The sequence below is a fragment of the Streptomyces sp. NPDC033180 genome (assembly GCF_055577645.1).
Window position 1 is genome coordinate 804,172 of sequence record NZ_JBVIPU010000001.1, and the last position, 19,152, is coordinate 823,323.

The 19,152-nt window shown below is 70.6% G+C and carries 12 protein-coding genes; 6 read left to right on the plus strand and 6 right to left on the minus strand.

Features of this window, described 5'->3' with window-relative positions:
• Window positions 1-9 precede the first annotated feature (9 nt).
• The 6 genes from ACZ5WE_RS03695 to ACZ5WE_RS03720 are packed head-to-tail and all read right to left on the minus strand — an operon-like array spanning window position 10 to window position 13,803.
• Window positions 10-1,026, minus strand: a complete 1,017-nt coding sequence (locus ACZ5WE_RS03695; protein ID WP_467687834.1) for a Gfo/Idh/MocA family oxidoreductase — start codon at window positions 1,024-1,026, stop codon at window positions 10-12.
• Window positions 1,023-5,345, minus strand: a complete 4,323-nt coding sequence (locus ACZ5WE_RS03700) for a non-ribosomal peptide synthetase (RefSeq protein ID WP_467687832.1) — start codon at window positions 5,343-5,345, stop codon at window positions 1,023-1,025. The genes ACZ5WE_RS03695 and ACZ5WE_RS03700 overlap by 4 nt, the downstream gene beginning before the upstream one ends.
• Window positions 5,342-9,829 (minus strand): non-ribosomal peptide synthetase, encoded by a 4,488-nt coding sequence (locus ACZ5WE_RS03705; RefSeq protein ID WP_467687830.1) that lies wholly within the window; start codon window positions 9,827-9,829, stop codon window positions 5,342-5,344. Before ACZ5WE_RS03705 ends, ACZ5WE_RS03700 begins: the two co-directional genes overlap by 4 nt.
• Window positions 9,830-9,841: 12 nt before the next feature.
• Complete coding sequence (locus tag ACZ5WE_RS03710) at window positions 9,842-11,452, minus strand: tryptophan halogenase family protein (RefSeq protein WP_467687829.1); 1,611 nt, start codon at window positions 11,450-11,452, stop codon at window positions 9,842-9,844.
• A gap of 42 nt (window positions 11,453-11,494) precedes the next feature.
• Window positions 11,495-12,193: a tryptophan 2,3-dioxygenase family protein gene (locus ACZ5WE_RS03715; RefSeq protein ID WP_467687827.1), complete on the minus strand. Its 699-nt coding sequence runs from the start codon at window positions 12,191-12,193 to the stop codon at window positions 11,495-11,497.
• Window positions 12,190-13,803: a (2,3-dihydroxybenzoyl)adenylate synthase gene (locus ACZ5WE_RS03720; RefSeq protein WP_467687825.1), complete on the minus strand. Its 1,614-nt coding sequence runs from the start codon at window positions 13,801-13,803 to the stop codon at window positions 12,190-12,192. The genes ACZ5WE_RS03715 and ACZ5WE_RS03720 overlap by 4 nt, the downstream gene beginning before the upstream one ends.
• Window positions 13,804-13,922: 119 nt before the next feature.
• On the opposite strand from ACZ5WE_RS03720, the gene ACZ5WE_RS03725 reads away from it, so the two are divergent.
• The 6 genes from ACZ5WE_RS03725 to ACZ5WE_RS03750 all read left to right on the plus strand — a co-directional run bounded on the left by ACZ5WE_RS03725 (window position 13,923) and on the right by ACZ5WE_RS03750 (window position 19,146).
• The gene (locus ACZ5WE_RS03725) at window positions 13,923-14,690 is read left to right on the plus strand and encodes a thioesterase II family protein (RefSeq protein ID WP_467687823.1); all 768 of its coding nucleotides are present in this window, start codon (window positions 13,923-13,925) and stop codon (window positions 14,688-14,690) included.
• On the plus strand, window positions 14,687-15,433 hold the full coding sequence (locus ACZ5WE_RS03730; protein ID WP_467687822.1) for an SDR family NAD(P)-dependent oxidoreductase: 747 nt from the start codon (window positions 14,687-14,689) through the stop codon (window positions 15,431-15,433). The genes ACZ5WE_RS03725 and ACZ5WE_RS03730 overlap by 4 nt, the downstream gene beginning before the upstream one ends.
• A gap of 41 nt (window positions 15,434-15,474) precedes the next feature.
• The gene (locus ACZ5WE_RS03735) at window positions 15,475-16,728 is read left to right on the plus strand and encodes a pyridoxal phosphate-dependent aminotransferase (protein WP_467687820.1); all 1,254 of its coding nucleotides are present in this window, start codon (window positions 15,475-15,477) and stop codon (window positions 16,726-16,728) included.
• A 72-nt stretch (window positions 16,729-16,800) separates the two neighbouring features.
• Window positions 16,801-17,283 (plus strand): flavin reductase family protein, encoded by a 483-nt coding sequence (locus tag ACZ5WE_RS03740; RefSeq protein WP_467687818.1) that lies wholly within the window; start codon window positions 16,801-16,803, stop codon window positions 17,281-17,283.
• On the plus strand, window positions 17,280-17,771 hold the full coding sequence (locus ACZ5WE_RS03745) for a winged helix-turn-helix transcriptional regulator (RefSeq protein WP_467687816.1): 492 nt from the start codon (window positions 17,280-17,282) through the stop codon (window positions 17,769-17,771). Before ACZ5WE_RS03740 ends, ACZ5WE_RS03745 begins: the two co-directional genes overlap by 4 nt.
• A 163-nt stretch (window positions 17,772-17,934) precedes the next feature.
• Complete coding sequence (locus ACZ5WE_RS03750; protein ID WP_467687814.1) at window positions 17,935-19,146, plus strand: cytochrome P450; 1,212 nt, start codon at window positions 17,935-17,937, stop codon at window positions 19,144-19,146.
• The last annotated feature ends 6 nt before the right edge of the window (window positions 19,147-19,152 follow it).

Genomic DNA, 19,152 nt, shown 5'->3' on the forward strand with positions numbered 1-19,152 from the left:
CCCGGCGGGCTAGAGATCGGCGATTGTCAGCCTCTCCCCGGGTTCCGGTTCGGCTGCTTCGGGATAGCCGAGGGCCTCGGTGAGCCCCTTCCAGGCACGGGCGACGGTCAGCTGGCGCTGCTGACCGCGCAACGGGTCGGTGCCCGCCTCGACGCGCTCGCGCAGCTCATCCATGACGGTCAGCACCCCGTCCCCCCACACGTCCTGGACGGCGGCCGCCCAGGTGGGCGTCTCGGCCGCGCCCACGTAAGCGCCGGTCGGACCGAGATCGTCCGACGGCAGGCGCAGCACCGGGCTCCAGATCACCGGACCATGGGTGTTGGCCAGCATCAGGTTGCCCGCGTCGGTGCCGATGGTGATCCGGTGCAGGAACAGGCTGGTGCTGTCATCCCCCGCCTGCATCCGGTTCTCCACCCGCAGCGTCAGCGGGACACCCGCGATCTGCGCGTCCACACTGACCAGCGGACGACCGGCATGGCCGGCGACCGGGGCGATCGACCATGGCCGCAGCCCGTCGAAGATCTCGGCGAGGATGTCGAGCAGATCGAAGGAGACCTGCACCGCGCACATGGCGTCGACGAACACCGGCTTGCGCAGCTGGACCAGCTTGCGAGCGGCCGAGGTGAAGCGTCGGACCGGTTCGAGATGCGGGTAGAAGGTGTTCAGCAGGTACTGGGCCCCGGCCCCGCGCGCCACCCGCAGGCAGTCCGCCAGCTCGTCCGGATGCACCGGATGCTCCTGCAGCACATGGATCCCGCGTTCGAGCAGGGCCTTGGCCAGTTCGGCGCCCCGCCCGCCGCCGACCGCCGTCGAGACCACGACACAGGCCGCGTCGACGTCGCCGGGCAGCTGCTCGACCGCGTCGTACAGCGGTACGCCGTACTCCTCGGCGAGCGCCGCGGAGCGGGCACTGCCCCGTGCCAGGATGCCGACGAGCCGGAAGCGCTCGGGCGCACGGGCGAGAGCCGCGAGGTAGATCTGGCCGAAACGCGTGCCGCACACGACGACGCGCATCGGGCGGGTCATCGGCGCTCCACCGGCTGCGCCGTCAGAATCTCCGTCAGGCGCGTCACGTTCGGCGGCTGCAGGCAGCTGAAGTGATCGCCCGGAACGTCGAGCACCGTCACGTCCCCCAGGCACGCACCGCGCCAGAAATCGCTCGTGTCCTCCCGCAGGCCGGGGATGACGTGTGCGGGTTCGACCGGGCGCAGGAAGGTGACGTCCCCCGCGTACGGGAGCGGATCGTAGCTCGCCACCGCGTCGAGGAGCCGCGCGAAGACGGCGTGCATCGCGGCGACCTGCTCGGGGTCGCCCAGCGCGCGATGCAGTTCCGCTCGCCGTTCGGCCGCGTCCCGCTGCCCGAGGGCGCGGAACCATGCCGCGACCGGTTCGAGCTGGTCATCGCCCGCCAGTCTCCCGATGGCGCCGTCGGCCAAGGCGGTCGGCGAACCGGCCAGCGCGGTCGTCAGAGCCCGGCCGACCGCTGCCTCGGCGGGCCAGCCGAAGGCCGCCGGGTCGGCGCCCATCACCCGGGTGAAGGCATAGTCGACCATCAGGTCGTCGTGCAGCAGGTAGGGAACGCGGTAGCTGGACACCAGGGTCAGCCGCCGCACCGTCACGTCCGCCTCGCTCAGGGCGCGGGCCAGCTCCAGGGCGACCGGGCCGCCGAGGCAGTGGCCGATGATCTCGACGCTGTCGTGCCCGGCGGCCCGCACCTCGCGGGCGTATCCGATGGCCAGTTCCTCGATGAGGTCCGGTGCGGCGAGGCCGAGGTAACGATCGCTGTCGGACGCGGCGAGGCCCAGCAGTGGTGCGTCGGCCCCGAGTTCGGTGATCAGCGCCCGGTACGGCAGCAGCGTGCCCGATCCGTCGTGCACCAGCAGCCGCACCGGTCCCGACCCGGATCCGGCCAGCGGGATCAGCGACGACGTCCGAGCCGCCGCGGCCGGCTCCGTGGCCCGCGCCGAAGCGGCGCCGGACTGCAGCCACAGTGCCAGGCCGGCGACGGTGGGGGTGTCCAGCAGAGCGCGCAGCAGCATGTCGAACGTGACGTGCGCGGCCTCGGGGACGAGTTCGCGTACCCGCCCGACGAACTGCGCCGCCAGCAGGGAGTCCCCGCCGGCGTCGAAGAATCCGGCTTCGCGGCTCGGCGGCTCGGCACCGAGCACCTCGGCCCACAGCTCGGCGATCCGTCGCTCGAAGCCCGGACGCGGTGGCTCGGCGGCCTCGTTCTGCGGCGCGGTGGGCGCCGGCGCCGTCGCCAGCAGCCTCTTGCGGTCGACCTTGCCGTTCGGGGTCAGCGGCAGCGTCTCGACGAGACGCACCCGCACGGGAACCATGTGCGGCGGCAGCCGGTCGGCCACCCATCCGATGAGCTCCGCGGCCTCGACGGACCCGGACTGCTGCCGCACGATCACGAAGGCGACCAGAGCCCGCTCGAACGCGCTGCTGCCCGCCGCCAGTACCACCGACGTGCCGACCATCGGGTGCTCGCCGAGCACCGCCTCGATCTCGCCGAGTTCGATCCGATGTCCGCGGATCTTGACCTGCTGGTCGGCGCGGCCGAGGAACTCGATCTCGCCGGACGGCAGATAGCGGCCGAGATCGCCGGTGCGGTAGAGCCGCTCCTTCGTCTCCGGGTGCTGGACGAATCGCTCGGCGGTGCGCTCCGGGTCGTTGAGGTAGCCGGCGGCCAGGCCGATGCCCGCGATGTACAGCTCCCCGGTGACCAGGTCGGGCCGGTCGCGCAGCGCGGTGTCGAGCACGTGGAACCGCTGGTTGGCCAGGGGGATCCCGTACGGAATGCTGCGCCAGTGCGGTTCGACGGTCCTGACGGGGTGGTAGATCGACCAGATCGCCGCCTCCGTCGCCCCGCCCAGGCTGACCAGCTCGGTGTCGGGCAGGTGCCGTCCGGCGTGGCCGGGCAGGGTCAGTGGTATCCAGTCGCCCGACAGCAGCGCCAGCCGCAGCCTCTGGAGGCCGGCGGGCTTGGCGGGTTCGGCGTCGAGATAGTGCAGCAGCATCTGCAGCTGCGCGGGGACCGAGTTCCACAGCGTCACTCCGTGCTCGGCCACCATCTCGGCCCAGTGCGAGGGGTCGCCGCGGCGCGCGGGGTCCGGCAGCACCAGGGCGGCGCCGACGGCCGGCGGGCCGAACAGGTCGTAGACGGACAGGTCGAAGCTCAACGCCGCCAGCCCCAGGACGCGATCGGAGTCACCGACGCCGAAGCGCTGGTTGATGTCGAGCACCGTGTTGAGGGCGGCGCGGTGACTGATCATCACCCCCTTGGGCACGCCGGTCGAACCGGAGGTGTGCATGACGTAGGCGAGTTCCCCGGGTGCCACCTGGGGGCCTGCGGGGATCTCGGCCACCGGGAGCGGCCGTGCCCCCGCCACGGCCACCGCCCGGACACCCTCGGGGAGTTCGCCGGTCGCGGCGTCGGCGACGACGGCGAATCCGGCGCCGCTGTCGGTGAGGATGCGATCGCGCCGGATCCTGGGCTGGCCGGAGTCGACCGGCACGTACACACCGCCCGCGAGCAGCACGCCGAGCACCCCGACGGCCTGGTCCCGGCACTTGTCGATCAGAACGCCGACGAAGTCACCGGGGCCGCACCCCGCGGCCCGGAGCTGCTCGGCCACCGCGGCGGCGCCTCCCAGCCACTGCCCGTACGTCAGCGACCCGGCCGTGTCGATCACCGCGACCCGGTCGGGGAACGCGCGCGCGTAGGCGACGAGCGGATCGTGCAGCAGGCCATCCGGGGCCGGCGCCGCCGTCGCGTTCACCGTGGCGCGAAGGGCGCGCTGCGGTTGAGGCAGCGGCTGCGGATCCACCGCGGTCCACGGCTCGACGCGCTCGGCGAGCCGGTGCAGCAACGACTCGAACGCGGCGAACATGTCGTCCACCATGCCGTCGGGGAACATCCCCTGCCGCACGTCCCAGTTCGCGTCCAGGCCGCCGTACTGGTCGCCCACCTGGCAGTCGATCCACACCTGCGGCGTCTGGCTGATCCCGTACGACGGCCGCGGCTTCCTGCCCGCCACCGACACCGCGTCGCCCCCGACACCGATGCTGCCGGTGAACACCACCGGAAGCATCGCCTCCTCGCGCCCGCGGCGCCGGGCGATCTCACGCAGTACTTCGACCCCGCTGTACAGCCGGTGATCGAGGTCGTCGAAGACGCGCTCGCCCAGTACGCGGGCGCGTTCGGCGAAGCTCGTCCTGTCCTCGCGGTCGACGGCGAGAAGGCTCAGCGAAGTGAAGTCGCCGAGCAGCCGGTCCACGTGCGGGTGCAACGGCAGGCGGTTGAGCACGGGCAACCCGACACAGAATCGTTCGGTGCCGCTCCAGCGTCCGATCGTCTCCACGTACGCCGCGAGCACCGCGTTGGCCGGCGTGATGCCCTGCTCGGCGGCGCGGGCCTTCAACGCCTGCCACACGCCGTTGTCCAGCGTCGTCGTCAGACGGCGAAAGCGCGGTGCCGTCGTGGCCGGATCGTGGTCATCGCGCAGCGGCAGCACCGGTGGTCCGGGCAGCTCGTCGACGCGGTTCCACCAGTACTCGCGGTCGCGCGCGTACTGGCCGGTGTCCCTCAGGCGGCGCTCGGCGAGAACGTAGTCCCGGTAGGTGGCGTCGATCTCGGGCAGTTCGCAGTCCGGCCGCTGATAGCGACGGTCCAACTCGGTCAGCACCTGCTGCATGCTGAGCCAGTCCAGAGCCATGAAATCCACCGACAGGTGGAGGACGCAGCGATCGGCGGCCAGGGTCAGGCGCAGCTCGTACATGGGGCGCTCGCCCGTGGGGTGCACGGTGTGCGACAGCTCGTCGCGCACCTTGGTGAGCGCCCTCTCGACCTCGTCACCGGACGCTCCACGCAGGTCGGCGACCGCGATCCGGGTGTCGCTCAGCTCGGGCAGGACGCGTTGCGTGCCGTCCTCGCAGATGACCGTCCGCAGGGCGTCGTGGCGTCGCACCAGGCCGTCCCACGCCTCTTGCAGCCGGTCCGGCTCCAGGCCGGCCGGGTAGTCGAGCTCCTGATAGATGTGGCAGGAGACGCCGCCGTAGCCGAAGGCCGGATTGCGGCCGAAAAGGTAGGCGGCCTGGATGTCGGTCAACGGGAAGGGCTGTTCCCGTGCTTCGGGTCCGGCCCGCCACACCGCGTCGCCCTGGGGGCTCGCCCCGGTGTCGGCCATGACGGCCAGCAGCTCCGCTTTGTGGCGCCGCAACTCCGCAAGCCGCCGGTCGTCCATGACGCCTTGGGGAGCGCGGAATCGCAGCTGCTCGCCCTCACGCCACAGGCGGATCCCGGCGCTGGAGAACTCCTCGAGCAGTTCGTCGGCGTTCACACCGCACCCTCTTCGAAATCGTCAGCGGCACGGAGCTGGTCGATCAGCGCGCTCAGCCCCGCGACGGTCGGTGTGCGCATGACGTCGCGCATGGGCAGTTCGATACCCCAGGTGCCGCGTACCTCCGCGACGAAGCGCGTCGCGATCAGGCTGTCGCCGCCGAGCCTGAAGAAGTTCTCGTCCCGGCCCACCGATTCCAGGCCGACCAGCTTCGTCCACCGCTCGGCGACGAATGTCTCGGTGGCGCCCCTCGGCGGATCGCCCACGTCACGCGGACGGTCGACGGACTGTTCGAGGATGATCTGCACCTGCCGCCGGTCGATCTTTCCGTTGGTGCTGAGCGGCAACGCGGGCAGCACGGCGAAGTGGGCAGGGACCATGTGTTCCGGCAGCCGGTCGGCCGCCCAGCGGTGCAGCCCGGCCGCGTCGAACCCGGTGGCCGTATCGGGCCGGTCCGCGCAGAGCAGGATCTCGCCGCCGGGCTCTGTACGCAGGACCCGGATGTGGGACAGGCCCGCCTCGGCGCAGGCTCGCTGCCACCGGTCGGAGCCGTACAGCCAGGCGGTTCGGGGACGACCTGCCGCGAACCTCCCCGCACGCGCCTCCAGCGGCAGGGCGGTCACGAGCCCGAGCGGCGTCGGGTACGCGCGTTCGAGCACGTAGAGGCGTCCGCCCGGAGCGAGCAGCAGGGCCAGGGTGGCCACGGCCACTTCCGGGTCCGGCATGCGATGCAGGGCGTTGTTCGCCACGACGGTGTCGTAGGCGTGGAGATGCTGCACGGCGACGGCGTCAGCGGCCTGCCATGCGGTCCGGGTGCGGTGCCCCTGCTCTTCCAGCAGTGTCCGGGTCCTGGCCAGCGCCGGTTTCGAGGAGCCGAGCAGGGTGTACTCGACCGTGTCGGATCCGAGTTCGGCGAGCAGCCGCGCGGCGCCGCGGCCACCGCCCACGTCCCACTCCGCGACCTGCGGGCACGAAGCGGCCTCGCCGCTTCGTGCCCGCAGGTCCCGCGCGAGGGCGCCGAGACAGGCGGCCGTCGCCGGCATCAGATCGCTGAGTGCCTCCGGGGCCAGCACCGGATCGTCCAGCAGAGCGGTGGCGTCGGCGTCGCCGGACATGATGGCCGACATGAGCGGCCCGGCCCATTCCAGCGCGGCGGCGACGGCCTCGAAGCACGTCCCCTTGGCGGCCTCACGAGCCAGTCCGATCCACGTCGTACTGGTGACTTCGTCCCATCTGGCACCGCGCAGGTACACCTCACCGGCACCACGGACGAGGACGCGGCGTTCGGCGAGGTACTCGAGCCAGATGTCCACCACCGGGCGCTGTTCGGCGCAGACCGAGGGGTGGACGCCGTCGGTTCCGATCAGCGGTGCGACGACTTCGGCCAGCAGCACCTCCACCAGCTGGTGCTCGTGCAGATGCGGATCGGGCACGACCGCGGCGGCGGGCGGCAGGAACGCGTTCCTCGTGTGGTCCGCGTCCTCGCCCGGGACCCGGTCCGGCGCCGACGACCGCTCGACCACGGCGGCGACCAGTTCCCGGCGCCCTTCGGTGACCGGAACGACCACGGCCTGCGCCACCTCGGGATTCCCCTGCAGGCAGGCCTCGACCTCGCCCAGCTCGACCCTGAAGCCGTTGATCTTCACCTGGTGGTCGAGGCGCCCGAGGAACTCCAGATTGCCGTCGGGCCGGTAGCGGCCGAGGTCGCCGGTGCGGTACCAGCGCTCGCCCTCGTACTCGGGGAAGCGTGCCGCGGTCAGCTCGGGATCGCCCCGGTAGCCGAGAGCGACACCGGTGCCGCCGATCCAGAGTTCGCCGGGGACCCAGTCCGGGCAGTCCCTGCCCCGTCCGTCCACCACCCGGAACTTCTGGTTGCGCAACGGCTTCCCGTACGGGATCGATCGCCAGCCTGCCGGGACCTCGGTGACCTCGTACGAGTTCGACCAGATCGCGGCCTCGGTGGCGCCGCCGAGTGAGATGAACCGGCACCGGCCGTCCGTCGCCCGGGCCAGCCGTTCGGGCAGGTCGAGCCCGATCCAGTCGCCGGAGAGCAGGGCCAGGCGCAGCGTAGCGGGGAGCGCGGATCCGTCCGCCGCGGTCAGCAGCATCTCGAGCAGGGCCGGGACGGTGTTCCAGACGGTCACCCCATGCCGTGCGCACAGCGTCAGCCACTCGGTGGCGTCGCGCCGCCCGGACTCCGGCACCAGGACGGCGGCGCCGCCCACCGCGAGGAAACCGAAGATGTCCCACACCGAGAGGTCGAAGTCCAGGGCGGACACCGCGAGGACCCGGTCGCCGCCCCCGATCCGGAACCGCTCGTTGAGGTCCTCGACGGTGTTGACCGCGGCGCGGTGGCTGACCTCGACCCCCTTGGGCAGACCCGTCGAGCCCGAGGTGAAGATCACGTACGCGGTGTCCTCCGGTCCGGCCGGCGCCGGTGCGCTCAGCGGCTGCGCGCGTATCGCCGTGTCGATCGCGAGGACCTCGACACCGGAGTCGGCCGATTCCAGAAGCCCGCTGCCGTCGAGAACGATCTCGGCGCCGCTGAGCTCCAGGATGCGGGCGCGTCGCTCCGCCGGCTGGTCGACGCCGACGGGCACGTACGCCGCGCCCGCGGCAAGCACCCCGAGCACCGCCGCGATCTGCTGGGCGCCCTTCGGCGCGACCACGGCCACGTACGATCCGCGGCCGACTCCGCGCCGCGCCAGCGCGCCCGCGATGCTGAGCGCACGGTGAGCGACCTCGTCGTGAGGCATCGATTCACCGTCGCCCCACAGCAGGGCGGGCTGCCCGGCGCGCTCGGCGGCCCGCTCGAAGAACGCCGTGTGCAGAAGGTTGTCGGTCACCGCGCGGGTTTGCGAGTTGGCCGCCTCCCGCGTCGTCCGCTGCTCGGCCGGCAACGGCATCTCCGGTGGCGCGGCCTCCCAGTCACCGTGGAGCAGTTCGCGGACCAGCGCCTCGTAGGCCGCCATCATCGTGTCGAGGACGCCGTCCGGGAACAGCTCCTCGACGGCGTCCCACACCATCCGCACGTCGCCGTCCCGGGTGCGGTAGATCTGATGGTCGAGCCAGACCTGCGGCGTCTGGGAGATCATCCAGCTCGCGTCGCCGAAGCGCTCCGCGAACTCGTCCGGGATCAGTGGCGCCGACAGGTCGAGGGAGAACACGACGGGCGCGCTGCGGGGCGAGTCCAGGTCGGCGCGGGCGAGGTCGCGCAGGACGTCGACGCCGCTGTAGGCGGCGTGCCCGATGTCCTCGTGCACCTGCTTCTGGACGGCACGGGCGCACTCCTCGAAGCCGGATCCGGCAAGGTCCACCTCGAGCAGCACCAGACCCGTGAAGTCACCCACGATCCGCTCGATCTCGGGGTGCGCGCCGAGGTCACGGTCGAACAGCGGCAGGCCGAGCAGGAAGCGCTCGTCGCCGGACCACCGGCTCAGGATCATGGCGTACGCGGTGGCGAGCACCACCGACGGTGTCAGGCCCGCCTTGTTCCCCCGCCCCTCCAGGGTGAGCCACTCGTCCGCCGTGAGATCGAAGTGGCGACGGACGAACCGCGGAGCGGCGACGGCCAGGGGGTCGATCGCCAGGGGCAGCTTCGGCCCGCCCGGCAGCGACGGCACGCGCTGCTGCCAGTACGGGCGTGCCCGCTCGCTCTCCGCGCGGCGGCCCGCGGCCTGGTCCGCGAGATACCGGCCGAACGTGTAGGTGATCTCGTCGAGGCCCTCCGGGTCGTCGTACAGGGCCGTCAGCTCGACGAGCAGCAGCCGGAAGCTGGCCAGGTCGGCGACCAGGAGGTCGGTGTTGAAGTGGAGTCTGTCGACCCCGTCGGGCAGCCGGGTCAGCTGGACGTCGATGACTTCTCCGCGATCGACGTTCAACACCCGGTGCGACAGCCGGTTGCGGAGATCCAGCGCCGCGGCCCGGGCCTCGGCGACCGCGTGAGAGCGGAAGTCGTGGACGGTCAGGCCGGGCCACGGCGATTCGGGCAGGACATGGTGGGTCGCGTCGTCGGCGAAGCGCACCCGGAGCATCGGATGACGTGCGAGCAGCGCCCGCACGGCCCGCTCGAGGCGGTCCGGCTCGACCGGCCGGACCACATCGAACTCCATGTAGTTGTGACAGCCGACGCCGCCGAGAGGCTGGCCCTCGGCACGGCCGATCAGATACGCCTGCTGCACCGCGGTCAGCGGGAAGCTGCGATCCGCCTCGTCGTTGTGCTCCTCGACGTGCTCCTCGACGGCTTCCGGCGCCGGCTCCCCGCCCTCGAGGGGGGCCGCCATCTGTGACCAGGTCGACAGTCGCGGGTCGTCGGCGAGCTCCGCGAACGAGGCGTCGAGCCCCGCGCGATTGAGCCGGCTCACCAGCCGCATCAGGTCCATGGACTGCAAGCCGAGCTCAAAGAGGTTGCAGTCGTCGTCCGCCGCGGTCAGCTCGATGCCGAGCACGCCGGATACCACTTCGCGCAGGGCTTCCAGGTCCATTTTCGAACTCCCTCAGATCGCGCCGGCGCGCATGTTCGCGAAGTACTCGTTCTGGGTCGGGAGTTCCTGCACGAGCTTCTCCGCCTTCAGGCGGATGCGCTCGAACTCGCCCAGCGCCGCCCGCTCGTCGGCCATGTCGAGTGCGGGCGAGTGACGGACCTCGATACCGCCGGTGCCCAGCAGGATGCAGTTGTACGAGTACGGCGGAAGCCCGTGGTAGTACGGGTAAACGGTCTGCGCGTCCGGCACCTTGTGCTTCCAGATCTCGATGCGCTCGGCCAGCGCGTCCGGGATCGTGCGCGTCTTCGTGTCCTTCCAGTACTGGTTGTCGGCGCGCTTGGCGCCCACGTAGTGCAGCACCAGGAACTCGCGGACGCCGTCCATCACGTGCTCGATCGATTCGTTGTACAGATTGCGCAGGTGATGGTCATCGCGGCCGGCCGGGAAGTACTTGACGATCTGCTCGATGGAGTGGTGGATGAAGAAGATGCCGGTCGACTCCAACGGCTCCACGAACCCGCTCGAAAGACCGACGGCCACGCAGTTCTTCACCCAGGAGCGGCGGCTGCGGCCGATGCGCATCTTGATGTGGTTCGCCTCGGCGTCCGCTGCCGCGGGGCCTATGAACTCACGCAGCGTGCGCTCCGCCTCCTCGGGCGTGGTGTAGTCGCTGGCGTAGACGTAGCCGGAGCCGATGCGGCTGATCAGCGGGATGGTCCAGATCCACCCCGCCTCCTGGGCCGTCGCGGTGGTGCACGGCCGCATCGGCTCGCGGTCCATGTCCAGCGGCACCTGGAGTGCGACCGCGCTGTCGTTGGGCAGCGTGTCCTGGTACGACACGAAGGGCTCATCGAGCGCCTTGTTCATCAGCAGCGCGCGGAACCCGGTGCAGTCCACGAACAGGTCGCCCTCGAGCCGCCCGTGTTCGGCCGTCTGCACGTGCGAGATGAACCCGTCCTCGTCGAGCGCGATGTCCGTGACGTCGTCGGAGATGTGCCGGACGCCGCGCTGGGTGGAGTACTTCGCCAGGTACTTCGCCAGCAGGGCCGCTTCGAAGTGGTAGGCGTAGGGGAACTGCGTCCCCTGGTACTCCACGATCGTCGAACGGGCCGAGGTCTCCTCGCGCTCGTGCTCGACGAATCCCTGGTCGATCAGCTTTCCGTCGAGATAGCGGGGCGAGCGCTCGGCGTCGCACAGCGACGCCATCACGAAGCAGTCCTTGTCGAACCGGCTCGTGGTCGGGTTGCGCAGCCACCAGTCGCTGAGCGGGAACCCGTCGACCGAGCCGAGCTGCTCGAACGGGTGGTAGAAGTGATGACCCGGTTCCCGCCAGTTCTCGAACCGAACCGCCAGTTTGTAGGTCGCGTTGCAGGCCGGCATCCAGTCCTTCTCCTCCAGCCGGAGGAACTCGAAGAAGTGCCTGATGTCGCTGAACGTCGCCTCGCCGACCCCGACGGTGCCGACCCGCGCCGATTCCACGACGGTCAGGTCGATCCGGTCGCCGAACGCGGCGGTCAGGTAAGACGCCGTCATCCATCCCGCCGTACCGCCACCGACGATCACGACCCGCTTCGTCTTGCCCGGGTCCTTCGCCTGCCGGCTGTCAGCGCCACTACCAGTCATCACTGCGTACTCCTTCATCAACGCGTCAACGAAAAAATCGGGTTACGCCAGTTCCTCGGCCGCAACGAGTTGCGGAAAAAGGGTTCGCTCGGCCGCGCGCCACAGGTACGCGGCTCCGGACGAGCCCGCCGTGCCCGCCTCGCCGCCGAGGAGCGACTCCGCCACGGCGGCGTGCCGCCCCCGGCAGGTGCGCATCGCGGCGTCGTAGGCGGCCATCGCGTCGTGGATCCGCTCGACGTCCGCACCGCCACGGCCCCGGTACTCGACGAACGCGTCGTCCAGCGACTGCTCGTCGAGGCGCACGAGCAACCGGGCCCGGTCACGGTCGGACAGGCCGGCGATGTTCAGATGCCGGCGGTCCCTGGCCCCGCAGACGTACTCGATCTCGCGGAACTGGACGGACTGGAAGCCGCTCGACGTCCCGAGCGTCACGCGGATGGCGTTGAACTCATCCGGCGTCAACGCGCGGAAGACGTCGAAGTGCTGAGTGACCGCCAGCATGATGTGGGGCAGCCGCTCGAGATGTTCGCAGGCCTCGGCACCTTTCTCCTCGGTCAGCGCCTGACGTGCGAACTCCAGGTGGCGCAGGACGACCGCGAACCAGATCTCACATGCCTGGTGGGCCCCGAAGAACAGGGCACGTTCCGGGGTGTCGCGCACGCAGGCGATCTCGAGGAGCTCGTCCAGCCTGAGCCTTTCCCCGTACGCCGGACAGTGCTCGGTGTCTGACTGATCGTTCACTGCATCTGCCCCTCGCGCAGAAGCCTCTTGTCGATCTTCCCGACGGGAGTGCGGGGGAAATCGGGCACGACGACCAGGTCGTCCGGCAGCTTGTAGGCCGCGAGGCCGCGGTCGCGGATGTGCTCCCTGATCGAGCGCAGCGAGAGCGGTGCGGCCGCGGCGTCCGCGCCCGCGGCAAGGACGACGAACACGCAGACGCGCTCGTCGCGCTCCTCGTCCGGCACGCCGACGACCGCGGCGTCCCGGACCAGCGGGTGGGTCAGCACGTGGCCCTCCACCTCCTCGGCCGAGACCTTCTCGCCGAGGTGGTGGATGATGTCCTTCAGCCGGCCCTCGATGACGATGTTCCCGTCCGCTGTCATGCGGGCCAGGTCGCCCGTGCGGTAGAACCCGTCAGCGGTGAACGACCGGCGATTGGCCTCCGGCGCGGCGAAATAGCCCCGGATCGTGTACGGGCCACGGGTGAGCAGCTCGCCGGTCACGCCGGGGGCGACGTCGTTGTCGTCGGCGTCGACGATCCTGATCTCGTCGTCGGGCGACAGCGGCTTGCCCTCGGTGCCGAAGACGACCTCCTGCGGATCGTCGAGCCGCGTGTGGGTGATCAGGCCCTCACCGGTGCCGAACACGTTCATGATCCGGCAGCCGAGGTTCTTGCTGACCCGTTCCGCCGCGGCCGGCCCGAACTTCGAGCTGCCCACCTGAACGGTCATGCCGGTCATGTCGACCGGGTCGCTGAGCGCCTCTTCCGCCCACAGCAGCGCCATCGCGGGCACCAGTGCGGTGAGCGTGACGCCCTCCTTCCTGATGAGCGGGAACACCAGGCCGGGACTGGGGTTGGCGGCCAGGACGGCCGTTCCGCCGACGAGCAGCGCGCCCAGCACGCCGGGGCAGCCGAGCGCGGCGTTGTGCGGCACGGGATTCGCGGCGAGGTACACACCGTTCTCGTCGAACCCGGTCGCCTCGGCGCACGCGAGCATGTTGTAGGCGTAGTCGTCGTGGGTCCGGGGAATCAGCTTCGGCACCCCGGTGGTCCCGCCCGACAGCAGCAGCAGCGCCACCTCGGACGCGTCGACCGCCGGCAGATCCCGCGGCTCCGCGGCGGCCAGCTCGGACAGCGGCGTGTGCTCCTGTGCCTCGCCGGCTATCACGATGTGCCGCAGCCCCGGTGCGTCAGCGCGCACCTCGCGGGCCAGCTTGCGGTGGTCGAACCCCTGGAAACGGTCCGGGCCGACGTAGGCCACCGCTTCCGAGGCGCGTACCAGGTGCAGGATCTCGTCCCGGCGATGTCCGGGCAGCGCCATCACGGGGATGGCCCCGATGTGGAACATGCCGATCATGGTGGTCAGGAACTCGATGACGTTCGGCAGGTGCAGCACGACCCGGTCGTGCCTGCGGACGCCGAGCTCCAGCAAGCCGGACGCGATGCGGTCGGCCTCGTCGAGCAGCTCCGCGTAGGTGACCCGGCGTTTCATGTCCACCGCGGCGACCTTGCCCGGCTGTCGCTCTGCACTGTCGGCCACCCGCTGCCGGAGGGAGACACCCGTCCAGTAGCCGACTCGCCGGTATCTCTCCGCGAAGTCGGGTGGCCACGGCACGAACCCGTCCAGCATGCGTCCTCCTCGGTTGCGGCGCCTTCAGAGTCGGGCAGGGGCCCGGGCGCCGCATCAACCCCCGACAGAGCTTTGAAAGTTTTGGCCAGGGAGGCCGAGGGCTTGGTGAACCTCATGTCGTGAACCGAGTGCGAGCTCATGGGCGGAACTGGGTGCGGGTCATCGGGGGCGAGGAGCGCCCGACGGCGCGGCTGGTCTGCTTTCCCTATTCCGGTGGCACCGCCGCGAACTACCGCGACTGGTCATCGGCGATGCCGGCGGGCACCCAGCTGCTCGCCGTGCAGTACCCGGGCCAGGCGGACCGGATGCGCGAGGCGCCCCCGGGCGGCATCGCCGATATCGCGTCGTGCGTGGCGGCGGAGCTCGCGCGACTGGAGTCGGCCCGCTGCGTCCTGTTCGGGCACAGTCTGGGCGCGCTGGCCGCGTACGAGACCGCGAGAGCGCTGCAGGCGGACGGACGCCCCGCGCACGGCCTCGTCGTCTCGGGCTCGCTCGCACCGGGGCGGGCTCACGGCGGCACGATGCACCGGTCCTGTGACGCGGAGCTGTGGTCCACCCTGCGGGATTTCGGCGGAATCGACCCGTCGATCGCGGACGACCAAGAGCTACGAGATCTGCTGCTCCCGACCCTTCGTGCGTACATCGAGCTCAACGAGACCTACCGGCCCGCGGCAGATCAGGAGCCGCTTCGCTGCCAGGTCCGTTGCCACTACAACACCGAGGATCCGCTGGTGGACTCCGCGCGGGTCGAGCCCTGGACCACGGTCACCACCGGCCCCACCAGCGTGCGGGCCTGGCCCGGCGGGCACTTCGGGTTGCTCTCCGAGCCCTCTGCGCTGATCGCCGACATCACCGAAGTCCTCCTGGAAAGGGCGACCCTGCCATGACCCTTGCCGGCAAGTCCGTCATCGTCACCGGCGCGGCCACCGGCATCGGCCGGGGGATCACGGAATGCGTACTGAAGGCGGGCGCCGACATCACGGTGGTCGGCCGCCGCGAGGAACCGCTGCGGGAGCTGGCGGAGCGGTACGGGGACGCCATTTCCGTCGTGGCACAGGACGTCGCCGCGCCCGGGGCCGCCGAACGGATCGTCGCCGCGGCGCTCGACAGGTTCGGTCGGCTCGACGCCGTCGTCAACAATGCGGGCCTGGCCCGGTTCGGCAACCTGGACACGGTCGACCCCGCGCTGTTCGACGCGATGTTCGCCGTCAACGTCCGTGCGCCCGCCGAGCTGATCCGGTGCGCCCTGCCGCATCTTCGAGCCGGCCGGGGCAGCGTCGTCAACGTCTCGTCGGTCGGCGGGGTCCTGTCCATGCCGGGGCGGGCTTTCTACGGTGCGACCAAGGCGGCCGTCAACAGCCTGACCCGTTCCCTGGCGGTGGAGTTCGCGCCGGACGTACGGGTGAACGCCATCCTGCCCGGACCGGTCCTGACGCCGATGTGGGACGAGACCGGCCTGGACGCGGCGGGGGCCGAACGGCTGCGGGCGGGCCTGCTCGAGTCGACCCCGATGGGGCGGTTCGGGGAGGACAGGGAGATCGGCCGGTGGGTCTGCCTGCTGCTCGACTCGGAGGTGTCGGGCTGGGTCACCGGTGCCCTGATGCCCGTCGACGGTGGGCGTACGGCATGAGCGACCCGCAAGCCCAGCACACTCTCGCAGAACAAAGGGGTATGAGCGTGAGTCCAGAGAACTTGTCCGTCGCCGGCTCCATTCCTTCGTCGTGCCTGGTCAGCATCTTCTGGGCGGCGGAGAAGCTGGAGAAGGAGACCGGCGTCGACGTGGTGAAGCTGCACGTCGGCGACCCGTATTTCCATCCGTCCGACGATGTCGCCCAGGCCTTCGTGGATGCCGTGCGGCGCGGCGACACCAAGTACACCGGTGTCGAGGGCCTGACCGCTCTGCGGGAGGCGGCGGCCGAGAAGCTGCGTACGGACAACGCGTTGGACAGTGATGTCAACAGGCTTCTGATCTCACCCGGTTCGGCCCAGGGCCTGACCGGCCTCCTGCATTCGCTCTCCGAGCCCGGCGCCGAGATCCTGCTGCCGGAGCTGCACTGGCCGGTCCACCTGCAGCAGAGCCTGCTCGCGGGCTTCCGCCCCGTCCTGTACCCGCTCGGCCCCGGTTTCCGGCCCGATCCCGACAGGATCGCGGCCGCCGCGACGCCCCGCACCCGGGTCCTTCTGATCAACTCGCCGGCCAACCCGACCGGCGCCGTCCTCGACGGCGACGAGATCCGCACCCTGCTGGACCTGGCCCGCAGGAACAACTGGCAGGTCATCAGCGACGAGGCCTACGAGCACTTCTGCTACGAGGGCGAGCACATCTCGGTCGCCTCCTTCGAGCGGGACGTCCCGGTCGCCGAGCGCATCGTGCACAGCGTCTTCACCTTCTCCAAGGGCTTCGCGATGACCGGCTACCGGCTGGGCTACGTGGCGCCGGCCACCGATCGCGCCGCCGACGTCATGAAGGTCGTCCAGGAGGCCGGCATCATCGGCACGTCGACGCCGGTGCAGCACGCGGGCATCGCCGCGTTGAACGGCCGGGCGGACTCGACGGCGACCAACCGCAAGCTGGTGCAGCGCAATCGGGACGTGGCACTGCCGCCGCTGATCAAGGCCGGACTGCTGAGCGAGCTGCCCGCGGGCGGCTGGTACGCGATGCTCGACGTGACCAGGTCCGGCCTGGACGCCGAGACGTTCGCGATGCGGCTCCTCGAACGCAAGGGCGTCGCGGTGGTGGCGGGCAACGGCTTCGCCATGCGCCCCGATGTCGACGACAAGGGCCGCATCCGTTCCCACGACTACGCGCCCTGGGCGCGGCACCTGGTCCGGATCGCGTTCTGCGTCGATCCGGCGGCACTGGAGACCGGCGTGCGGCGGATCGTGGAGTTCGTCGAGGAGTGCGTCGCCGAAAAGAGGGGGTGACAGGACGTGACGGATTCCCTGGCCGGCACAGCAACGCGGGAGATGGTCGATCCGGCGACCTTTCGTTCCCTCATGACGGCGCACCTGGCAGGCGTCACGATCGTGACGACCGTGGGACCCGATGACGAGCCGTGGGGCATGACCTGCTCCTCGTTGTGCGGTGTCTCGCTCGAACCACCCACCCTGCTGGTCTGCCTGCGTGCGCAGAGCCCGACGCTGGCGGCGCTCCTGAAAACGTCGGCGTTCGCCGTCAACCTCCTGCACGATCAGGCCGAGCCGGTGGCGCAGCTGTTCTCCTCCGGGGCGCCGGACCGGTTCGAGAAGGTCGGATGGGTCCGGGACCCGGAGTCCGGCGTCCCGCACCTGATCGAGGAGGCCCACACCATCGCGGACTGCCGCGTCACCGAGACGCTGCCGGTCGGGGACCATGTCGTGGTCTTCGGGCAGGTGCTCCAGGTGGCGACCCACGCGACCCGGCCGGTGAACCCGCTGCTGTACGGAATGCGGCGGTACTGGTCGCTGCCGGCTCCCACGGACGAGGGGTGCGGACGGTGACCCGGGCGCGCATCCATGACTGCCCGCTGGCCCGCACGGCCGAACTGATCGACCAGTGGTGGACGTTGGAGATCCTGCACGAGGTCCTCGACGGCCACACCCGGCTCGCATCGATCCGCCGGAACCTGCAGACCCCCGCCGACGTCCTGGCGGACCGGATCGCCGTGCTGACGGCCAAGGGCCTTCTCGAGATCGACGACGCTGCCGAGCCTGCCGAGCCCGGTGACCTGACGTACCGGCCCACCGATCTGGGCCGCTCGCTGCGCCCGCTCCTCCTGGTCATGGCGGCCTTCGGAAACCACCGGCTGGAACCGGAGGACCGCAGCGTCGTCCTGGTCGACAAGGAGACGGGTGTGGCGGTGGACCCGGTCGTGGTCGACCGGGTGACCGGCCACCGGCTCGACACCGCCGACTACGTCTTCGCCCGGGGCCCGAAGGCCAGCGAACCGGTCATCGCCCGCTATCCGGAGGTCCCGGCGAGGCGGTGACATGTACGACCACCGGTCCGGCCACGCCCGGCATCCCCTGCGGGCCGGTGGTTCATCCCTGTCGGCCGCACGCCGTCGGCGTGCGGCCGGCGGGCGCGGCTCCCACTCCACTCCCCCAGCCACTCCACCAGCCGCTCCACCCAGCGGGAAGGAATCGTCAGACATGAGCCGGACCGATCTCGGTGCACGTTCGCTGGACCTCACTGATCCGGCCACGTTCGTGGAGAACGACGTTCACGAGTTCTGGCGTGGAGTGCGGGACCAGAACCCCGTCTACTGGCACGAGCCCACGGCCCGCAACCCGGGATTCTGGGTGGTGTCCCGGTACGCCGACGTGCAACGGCTGTACACCGACGAGTCCCTGATCTCCTCTCGGGGAAACGTCCTGGACGTCGTCCTGCGCGGCGACGACTCCGCCGGCGGGAGCATGGTGGCGGTCACGGACGCTCCGCGCCACCGGCCCCTGCGCAATCTCATGTTCAGTTCGTTCACGCCGCGGGTCCTCGGCGAGGTCGTCGAGAAGGTCGGGCGGCGTACGAGTGAACTCGTGTCCGCGGTCGTCGGCCGCGGCTCGTTCGACTTCGCCGCGGAGATCGCCGACCAGATCCCGATGAACACGATCTGCGATCTGCTGTCCATTCCCGCGGCGGACCGGGGTGACCTGTTGCGATGGAACAAGATGGCGCTCTCGTCGGTCCACGCCGAGCACGATGAGCTCGACGCGCTCGGCGCCCGCAACGAGATCGTGCTCTATTTCATGGATCTGGCGCAGGAGCGCCGGGACGACCCCGGCTCCGACGTCATCAGCCTGCTCGCCGCCGCCGAGATCGAGGGCCGCCCGCTCACCGACGAGGAACTCGCGGTCAACTGCTACAGCCTGATCCTCGGTGGCGACGAGACGTCCCGGGTCTCGGCGATCTGCGCGGTACGCGCCCTGATCGACAATCCCGGCCAGTGGCAGGCCCTGCGAACGGGCGAGGTCTCCGTCGAGTCGGCCGTGGAGGAGGTCCTTCGCTGGTCGACGCCTTCCTTCCACCTGGCCCGCACCGCCGTACGGGACATGGAGATCAACGGCAACGAGGTACGCGCCGGCGACATCGTCACGCTGTGGACCGTCTCCGCCAACAACGACGAGGCGGTCTTCGACGAGCCGCGCCGGTTCACGCTGTCCCGCTCGCCCAACAAGCACCTCTCGTTCGGCCACGGCCCGCACTACTGCCTGGGTGCGTTCCTCGCCCGCGCGGAGTTGAGGATGCTGCTGACCGCCCTGGTGGCCCACGTCGACCGGATGGAGCTGTGCGGCACGCCCCGGCCGATCTATTCGAACTTCCTCAACGGCTACGACGACCTGCCGGTCCGCTTCGAAGGCCGCTGACGCCGG

What these genes read in the sequence shown, in the direction of transcription:
- ACZ5WE_RS03720 (WP_467687825.1), bottom strand. Translation starts at nt 13,803, where the DNA reads ATGCTGGACGGGTTCGTGCCGTGGCCACCCGACTTCGCGGAGAGATAC.
- ACZ5WE_RS03750 (WP_467687814.1), top strand. Translation starts at nt 17,935, where the DNA reads ATGAGCCGGACCGATCTCGGTGCACGTTCGCTGGACCTCACTGATCCG.
- ACZ5WE_RS03705 (WP_467687830.1), bottom strand. Translation starts at nt 9,829, where the DNA reads ATGGACCTGGAAGCCCTGCGCGAAGTGGTATCCGGCGTGCTCGGCATC.
- ACZ5WE_RS03735 (WP_467687820.1), top strand. Translation starts at nt 15,475, where the DNA reads ATGAGCGTGAGTCCAGAGAACTTGTCCGTCGCCGGCTCCATTCCTTCG.
- ACZ5WE_RS03695 (WP_467687834.1), bottom strand. Translation starts at nt 1,026, where the DNA reads ATGACCCGCCCGATGCGCGTCGTCGTGTGCGGCACGCGTTTCGGCCAG.
- ACZ5WE_RS03710 (WP_467687829.1), bottom strand. Translation starts at nt 11,452, where the DNA reads ATGACTGGTAGTGGCGCTGACAGCCGGCAGGCGAAGGACCCGGGCAAG.
- ACZ5WE_RS03740 (WP_467687818.1), top strand. Translation starts at nt 16,801, where the DNA reads ATGACGGCGCACCTGGCAGGCGTCACGATCGTGACGACCGTGGGACCC.
- ACZ5WE_RS03730 (WP_467687822.1), top strand. Translation starts at nt 14,687, where the DNA reads ATGACCCTTGCCGGCAAGTCCGTCATCGTCACCGGCGCGGCCACCGGC.